At 57.3% G+C, this 7515-nt stretch carries 8 protein-coding genes; 2 read left to right on the top strand and 6 right to left on the bottom strand.

All coding sequences use genetic code 11. From position 1 onward, the window contains the following. The first annotated feature begins 163 nt into the window (after nucleotides 1-163). Nucleotides 164-853: a hypothetical protein gene (locus GPA21_RS17895; RefSeq protein ID WP_211163679.1), complete on the top strand. Its 690-nt coding sequence runs from the start codon at nucleotides 164-166 to the stop codon at nucleotides 851-853. Nucleotides 854-945: 92 nt separating this feature from the next. On the opposite strand, the gene GPA21_RS21390 is transcribed toward GPA21_RS17895, so the two are convergent. The 6 genes from GPA21_RS21390 to guaB form a co-directional block, all read right to left on the bottom strand. Beyond that, nucleotides 946-1230, bottom strand: a complete 285-nt coding sequence (locus tag GPA21_RS21390) for a nucleotidyltransferase domain-containing protein (RefSeq protein ID WP_422614174.1) — start codon at nucleotides 1228-1230, stop codon at nucleotides 946-948. Continuing rightward, nucleotides 1230-1871, bottom strand: a complete 642-nt coding sequence (locus GPA21_RS17890) for a hypothetical protein (protein ID WP_168989464.1) — start codon at nucleotides 1869-1871, stop codon at nucleotides 1230-1232. The genes GPA21_RS21390 and GPA21_RS17890 overlap by 1 nt, the downstream gene beginning before the upstream one ends. Next, nucleotides 1868-2560, bottom strand: coding sequence for an HNH endonuclease (locus tag GPA21_RS17885; RefSeq protein WP_168989463.1), 693 nt, complete (start codon nucleotides 2558-2560; stop codon nucleotides 1868-1870). Before GPA21_RS17885 ends, GPA21_RS17890 begins: the two co-directional genes overlap by 4 nt. 60 nt (nucleotides 2561-2620) lie before the next feature. Next, a complete protein-coding gene (locus GPA21_RS17880) occupies nucleotides 2621-3820 on the bottom strand; it encodes a tyrosine-type recombinase/integrase (protein WP_168989462.1) in 1200 nt (399 codons plus the stop codon). 304 nt (nucleotides 3821-4124) lie between these two features. Further along, on the bottom strand, nucleotides 4125-5690 hold the full coding sequence (guaA, locus tag GPA21_RS17875; RefSeq protein ID WP_168989461.1) for a glutamine-hydrolyzing GMP synthase: 1566 nt from the start codon (nucleotides 5688-5690) through the stop codon (nucleotides 4125-4127). A gap of 76 nt (nucleotides 5691-5766) precedes the next feature. Beyond that, nucleotides 5767-7230 (bottom strand): IMP dehydrogenase, encoded by a 1464-nt coding sequence (guaB, locus tag GPA21_RS17870; RefSeq protein WP_168989460.1) that lies wholly within the window; start codon nucleotides 7228-7230, stop codon nucleotides 5767-5769. 83 nt (nucleotides 7231-7313) lie between these two features. Between guaB and GPA21_RS17865 the strand changes: the two genes are divergently transcribed. Continuing rightward, nucleotides 7314-7515, top strand: a 202-nt coding sequence (locus tag GPA21_RS17865; RefSeq protein ID WP_168989459.1) for a DUF4124 domain-containing protein, incomplete at its 3' end; no start/stop codon positions are given.

The raw sequence follows: 7515 nt of genomic DNA, 5'->3' as shown, positions 1-7515 counted from the left end.
TCGAAGAGAAAACGGGGCGACACCGCAGAGAAAAGCGGTGATTTGCCGGAGAAATTGAACCGAGTTCGGTCGCTGTCATTGTTTGGCGGCGGGATTCAACGAAAACCTCGCGTTATTCGAGGTGCCCTTCAGTGAGATTATTCGGCTTGTGGGACTTGATGCCATGGTTCGCCTGCAACGAGAACTGCTGCGCCGGTTCATCAAAACAGTGGATCGACAGGATTCAAGAGACCGGCGGTTTATCGGAACACTCGAATCTTTAGCTGGCCTGGCTTTGAGCTGCGCATGCAAACGTCCCAGGAAATCGGCTTTGCGTGGCCTGAATGGAACCCGCCCACAAAACTTCTGCCGCTTCTGCGGCAAACCTGTCGGGCTAAAGTCATTTGCAGATGATGATTCTCAAGTGCGCGGCAACGATGACAATCTACGATTAAGCAGCAAGTATTGCGCTGACCATCAACCTCTACTGCCCAGCGGGGCATCAAACCCGGCTTATAAGCGAGCGAAACGCTCTGTCGAACAATTCGATATCGAACTTGGCCGACTTAACCGCCAATGCGCGAACCGAGGCACGCCACAAGCTGCGTCAGGCGACCCGCTGGTGGATCGCTATTTCCACCGGTACCTGCTGAGCCAGACTGTACAGCCAGCCGACAAAGGAGAGCTGCGCAACCAAGCGCGCTTGATGGTGGACTCGAAGCTATCAGACCGCAAAAAACAAATACTGATACTCCAGTGGGATGGACTCAATCAGTCAGAGATAGCGCGAAAACTGGGCATCGAACGTCAAGCAGTATCGAAAGCGCTGAAATCACTGGCCTCGACGCCTAAACTGCTCCAGTTGAAGGAGTGAAAACGTCGTGGGAATTTTAGCGGCTAAAATAGTCTGACCAGAACTTGACCCCACATGCTCTGCCCGATCTATTAGGAAAAAACCAGTACATTTTATTCTCGCGCCAATTGCGAGAGAGATATGCACTCCGCACTCGTGACAAATCTCGTCTCCTCCTCCTCTGCCGGCAGCATATATAGAACGTCAAGCGGCAGCTCTTTTCCTGCAAGTCTCAATTCCGCCTTCAGTCGGGATAACGATTCACCTGACGGGCCAACTATCAAAATATCGAAATCACTACCCACTCCAAACAATGAAGAACCGAACATGTAGGATTTAAACTCTCGCAAGGACTCGCAGGATCTTAGTATATGTCTCGCAACCTCACATGCCGTCATCAACGGTTCCGAAGCAGCATCTTTAACTCTTCCCATTTCATCACCTCACACCCAAGGTCAGCTCCTGCCTCGATAGCATTCTGAGTGGGATTCCCGTTGGGATTGATATTCCAGGCAATATCAATGGGGCCGAACCGATCCCAGAAGGTACGAATGGCATCAGCCGTCGGCTCATACTCCATAATCATACCTACCCGAACAGTACGCCCATTAGTCAGTGTCATCGTGAAAACACGATCAAACTCCCTATCAAGATTCGTAATAGATCTCATCTGCCTGATGAGCCGATAGGAGAAGAAATAGTCCTTATGAGCAGCACTCCTTGCGTCACCTTTGTAAACGGCAGAACCAAGTGTGCCGGCACTTCCCCAGCCTATTGTACCGTCTTCTAAATATCTGATCGCTCCACCTTCCCAGACGCACTCCTTTCGATATCCACATAGGAAATCCATATCTGGGAAATCCGCATGGTATTGCATCGCCAACTCGGTGCTGATCGTGTAGGCAGCCGATATAACCGCCATTACGTCGGGTTTGTAAGGCATCATAATTCTGATAGCGTCACCGCGGACATGTTGTACTGACGCATCCTTATGGTTTTCCTGAATATATTTCAGTGCGTAGTTCACCTGCCAGTTCATGCGAAGATTCCATCCATTTCTGCCGGATAACGGATAGCGCTACCGGCGACACCACAAACGTGACGCTCCGAGAGACCTCGCACATGCTCTTGGTATTGGGCGAATGTCTGTAACTCAGTCTCTGTCATGTGCTGCTGGTTTGCATTAATGATGGCTTGAATACGGAAATGATTAGGCAAAATGACACCCCTCATCCTCTGCACCCATGTCTTAGCCGCTTCAGATTCCGGGTCATATTCGAAGCTCGAGCCATCGGACGGCGCAAACCCCTTCCATACAGCCTTGTTTTCGGCCATAGCGGCGACCAAGGCACTTCGAACGTGACTACGTTCATCATAGGTACGAATTCCTTGCCTGTACGCCAAAGCAGAAAGGTGATTACTTTTCCAACCTAACAACGTGCCCCGGCTATATCCCGCAGGATCCTTGTCAACGATCGTATGACAGGTCGGGCACAACAGGATAAGATTTTCAAAGGAATCGGCCTCAAACTCTCCAGCGGGCCTTTCTCCATGGCGCGGTCCCGTTTCTCCGTGCGGAATCACATGAGCCATTTCGGCTATATGCTTGTCCCCTCCCATTTCAGCGGGAAAAAGAGGCTGAAGGCAATCTGGATGTTGGCAGTGGCCTGCGGCCTCCGAAAACAGACGGAGTTTCGTTTCTGTGGGTATTTTTTTACGATCAGCCATTGTTCTCAGCCTAAAATTCGATGCAACTAGAGATATTACAAAGACTACATAGCGGGAAAGTTAACGATTACTTCCGGTAGTCCATTCATCAATCATATCCGCCCAATCCTGCAACATCGCCGCCCGCTGCTCACGGTATTCAGCCTTGTTGTAGACGGCCCTGACACCCTTCTGCTCGTGCGCCAGGCACTTCTCAATCCAGTCGGTGTTGTAGCCGGCCTCATGCAACAGCGTGCTGGCTGTGCGCCGCAAGTCATGCGGCCCGAACTTGGCCAGCGACTTCCCGTCTTTCTGCGCCGCTTTGTAAGTCAGGGTCAGCACCTGGTTGAGCGTGGCAGCGCTCATCGGCGCATCCGAGTCGTACCGTGATGGCAACACGAAGTCGGAACCACCGGCAAAGGTTTTCAGGGCAATGAAAATATCCAGAGCCTGCTGGGACAGAAATACCAGGTGCGGGTTACGGCGCTTCATGCGCTCCTTTGGAATAGTCCATAGCGCTTCGCTGAAATTGATCTCGCTCCAGGTCGCATTGGTCAGCTCGCTTTTCCGTACCATCGTAAGGAGCAACAGCTTGGCCGCCGCACGATTTGTCGGACTTGTTCCCACCCGCTCCATGTACCGATACATCAGCCCGATTTCTTCTGGCGTCAACGCACGGTCACGCGGCTCGAACCGGGCGATGGATGCTGCACGCACCAAGGTTGCCGGATTCTCAACCTTCTGGCCGCGTTCGATTGCCCAACGATACACGTTTAATACGATTTCCCGCACATGAACGGCGGTGGCCGGTGCGCCCCGGTCAACGATGGTATCGGTCAGCGCCCGCAAGTCCTCATGGGTAATTTCGGCTAGCTTCTGATTGGAAAATTTCGGCTTCAGCTCGCGCTCATAGACCGAACGGCGCATATCGCGGGTGGAGTCGGCCATCTGGTAACCACGCAGCCACTTTTCCGCCCAGGCACCAAACGTCTCCGCATCTTTCACTCGCGCCTTGTCACGGGCCTTCTCCTTGGCCGGCGACTTGCCAGCCGCAACCATCTTCTTGGCGTCATTCAACTGTTCGCGGGCTTCGGCCAAGGTGATGCCGCCGACACCATAGCGGCCAAAGGTGATGGTCTCCTGCCGACCGTTGATTGAGTAGTTATAACGAAAGGAGATCGAGCCGGCTGGAGTCACGGCCACATAAAGACCATCCCGATCATTCACCTTGTAGAGCTTGTCCCGAGGCTTGAGGTTGCGCAGCTTGGTATCAGTCAGCATTGTCCTTCTCCTTTCTCAATTTTGATACCATGCTGAAAAACACCGAAAAAACGCGCTATTTTTCCATATCAAACAATAGGTTATTAATTTTTGATACCATGTTCTCGCAAAAAACTTCAGCATGGTATCGGCACCTGCCATGGTATCGCCAGCCGATAGTACCAGCTTTAATGCCATGCTCAAGCGGTGCTTGGCGCTTCCTATCGTTGCCAGACCCTGCCAGACAAAAATACAAAAAGCCCGCAGTTACGCGGGCTTCAGAGCATTTTATGCCGTCAGGTGCCTGACTTTGCCAGACGCCGGATCATTCCCACTCGATCGTTGCAGGCGGCTTGCCGGAGATATCGTAGACCACGCGATTGACGCCACGCACCTCATTGATGATGCGGTTGCTGATCTTGCCGAGCAGGCTGTGAGGCAGCTCGGCCCAGTGGGCGGTCATGAAATCCTGGGTCTGCACCGCGCGCAGCGCGACGACGTATTCGTAGGTGCGGCCGTCGCCCATCACGCCGACGCTGCGCACCGGCAGGAAGACCGCAAAAGCCTGGCTGGTCTTGTCGTACCAGTCGGCGGCGCGCAGCTCGTCGATGAAGATGGCGTCGGCCTGACGCAGGATTTCGGCATACTCGCGCTTGACCTCGCCAAGGATGCGAACCCCCAGGCCCGGGCCAGGGAAGGGATGGCGATAGACCATGTCGTGAGGCAGGCCGAGTGCGATCCCGAGTTCGCGAACTTCATCCTTGAAGAGTTCGCGCAGCGGCTCCAACAGCTTGAGATTCAGCGTCTCGGGCAGGCCGCCGACGTTGTGATGGCTCTTGATCGCATGCGCCTTGCCGGTCTTGGCGCCGGCAGACTCGATCACGTCGGGGTAGATGGTGCCCTGGGCCAGCCACTTCGCACGCGGCAGTTTCTGGGCCTCGGCCTGGAACACCTCGACGAACTCACGACCGATGATCTTTCGCTTTTGCTCCGGATCGGTCACGCCGGCAAGATCGCCGAGGAACTTGTCGGAAGCGTCTACATGGATGACCTTCACGCCAAGCGAGCGCGCGAAAGTCTGCATGACCTGCTCCGCCTCGTTCAGGCGCAGCAAGCCATTGTCGACGAACACGCAGGTCAGCTGATCGCCGATCGCTCTGTGGATCAGCGCGGCGGCGACCGAGGAGTCGACGCCACCGGAGAGTCCGAGGATCACCTCCTCGTCACCGACCTGTTCGCGGATGCGGGCGACCGCCTCGCTCACGTAGTCGGGCATGTTCCAGTCGTGACGGCAGCCGCAGATCTCGTGCACGAAGCGAGCGATGATCTCCTTGCCCTTGATCGTATGGGTCACTTCCGGGTGGAACTGAACCGCGTAGAAACCGCGATCTTCATCGGCCATCGCTGCCACCGGACAGGATTCGCTGCTGCCGATGATCTTGAAGCCCGCTGGCAACTCGGTGACCTTGTCGCCGTGGCTCATCCACACGTCGAGCAGACCATGCCCCTCGTCGTTGCTTCGGTCCTGAATGCCGGTGAAGAGCCTGGAGTGCCCACGAGCCCGCATCTCGGCATAACCGAATTCCCGCTTGCTCGAGCTCTCGACCTTGCCGCCGAGCTGCTCGGCCATGGTCTGCATGCCATAACAAATGCCCAGCACCGGCACGCCAAGCTCGAACACCGCCTGCGGCGCCTTCCATTCCACCGCCTCGTACACCGAGTTGGGGCCGCCCGAGAGGATGACGCCGGCGGGTGCGAACTCACGCACGAAGGCGTCGGACACATCGAAGGGGTGAAGTTCGCAATACACCTGCTGCTCGCGCACACGGCGGGCAATCAGCTGGGTAACCTGGGAACCGAAGTCGAGGATGAGGATTTTCTGGTGAGCCATGGCGCGCGCGTCTCATGCGTCTTGAAAAAGGACGGGCGGCTTAGCAGCCGCCCGGGTGAGCCGGATCTGGAAAGGATCAGCTGATCTGATAGTTGGGCGCTTCCTTGGTGATCTGCACGTCATGGACATGCGATTCGCGCATGCCCGCGGCGCTGATCTGAACGAACTCGGCGCGCTCGTGCATCGTCGGGATGTCCGGGCAACCGAGGTAGCCCATCGAAGCGCGCAGGCCGCCGACGAGCTGGTGGATGACGACGCCGACGGCGCCTTTGTACGGCACGCGCCCCTCGATGCCTTCCGGCACGAGCTTGTCGATGTTGCCGGTGTTCTCATCCTGGAAATAGCGGTCGGCCGCGCCCTTCTCCATCGCCCCCAGTGAACCCATGCCACGGTAGGACTTGTAGGAGCGTCCCTGGTAGAGCACGGTTTCGCCAGGCGCTTCCTCGGTGCCGGCAAACAGGCCGCCCAGCATCACTGCGTTGGCACCGGCGGCGATCGCCTTGGCGATGTCGCCTGAGAAGCGGATGCCGCCATCGGCGATCATCGGCACACCCGTGCCTGCCAGGGCGTTGGCAACATTGTCGATCGCGGTGATCTGCGGCACCCCGACACCCGCAACAATGCGGGTGGTGCAGATCGAACCCGGGCCGATACCGACCTTGACGCCGTCGGCACCAGCATCGACCAACGCACGTGCGGCATCGGCAGTGGCGATATTGCCGCCGACGACTTCGATATGGGGAAACTGCTTCTTGACCCAATTGACACGCTCGAGCACGCCCTGGGAGTGACCATGGGCGGTATCGACGACAATCATGTCGACACCGGCGTCGGCGAGGCGCTCGGCGCGCTCTTCCGTACCTGCCCCGACACCAATCGCCGCCGCGACACGCAGGCGCCCCTGTTCGTCCTTGGCCGCGAACGGGTGTTCGGTGGATTTCATCATGTCCTTCACGGTGATGAGGCCGCAAAGCTCACCAGCGTCGTTGAGGACCAGCACGCGCTCGAGCCGGTGCACCCGGAGCAGTTCTCGCGCCTCGTCGAGGCTGTCGCCCTCGCGGATCGTGACAAGCCGCTCCTGGGGCGTCATGATCTCCGTGACGAGCTGATCGAGCTTGGTTTCGAAACGGGTGTCGCGGTTGGTGACGATGCCGACGACCTTGCCGTCAGCCACCACCGGCACACCGGAGAAGCGATGCTGGCGCTGCAGCGCGACGACTTCGCCGACGGTCATCGTCGGCGCAACCGTGATCGGATCCTTGAGGATGCCGGACTCGTGACGCTTGACCTTATGCACCTCGGCCGCCTGCCCTGCAGGCGTCAGGTTCTTGTGCACTACGCCGATTCCACCTTCCTGCGCCAACGCAATCGCCAGGCGGCTTTCGGTGACGGTATCCATTGCGGCGGAGACCAGCGGAATGTTGAGGCGGATACGCCGTGTGACCTGGCTTTGCAGGTTGACATCGCGCGGCAGAACGGTGGAATGGGCTGGGATGAGAAGGACGTCATCGAAGGTCAGCGCCTTCTGAATCACGCGCATGGCTTTTTTCCTTACGGCCAAATCCGTATTATACAGAGGGCGGCAGGCGCATGTAAGCGAACCCTATACGGTGGAGTAGTGCAATGCTGAGATCATGGCTGGTGGGTTTGGTCCTCGCGACGACGGCGGTGTGCGTTTCGGCACAGGTCTATGAGTGGCGTGACGAACAAGGACGGCGGATCTACGGTGACATGCCACCGGTCGGCGTCGACGCCAGACTCGTTCGTGGCGCCACACCAGCACGAACACCCGATCCGGACGCTGCCAGTGCCGCGGCAGAGCGCG

Source organism: Azoarcus taiwanensis, assembly GCF_012910885.1.
GTDB classification, from domain to species: Bacteria; Pseudomonadota; Gammaproteobacteria; order Burkholderiales; family Rhodocyclaceae; genus Azoarcus_F; species Azoarcus_F taiwanensis.
The sequence above is the reverse complement of the archived record's forward strand: the minus strand, read 5'-3'. Positions and strand labels throughout refer to the sequence as shown.

Bases quoted from the DNA above. Each gene is read 5' to 3' on its own strand.
- guaB (WP_168989460.1), bottom strand. From the start codon at position 7,230: ATGCGCGTGATTCAGAAGGCGCTGACCTTCGATGACGTCCTTCTCATC.
- GPA21_RS21390 (WP_422614174.1), bottom strand. From the start codon at position 1,230: ATGACGGCATGTGAGGTTGCGAGACATATACTAAGATCCTGCGAGTCC.
- GPA21_RS17880 (WP_168989462.1), bottom strand. From the start codon at position 3,820: ATGCTGACTGATACCAAGCTGCGCAACCTCAAGCCTCGGGACAAGCTC.
- GPA21_RS17890 (WP_168989464.1), bottom strand. From the start codon at position 1,871: ATGAACTGGCAGGTGAACTACGCACTGAAATATATTCAGGAAAACCAT.
- GPA21_RS17895 (WP_211163679.1), top strand. From the start codon at position 164: ATGGTTCGCCTGCAACGAGAACTGCTGCGCCGGTTCATCAAAACAGTG.
- GPA21_RS17885 (WP_168989463.1), bottom strand. From the start codon at position 2,560: ATGGCTGATCGTAAAAAAATACCCACAGAAACGAAACTCCGTCTGTTT.
- guaA (WP_168989461.1), bottom strand. From the start codon at position 5,690: ATGGCTCACCAGAAAATCCTCATCCTCGACTTCGGTTCCCAGGTTACC.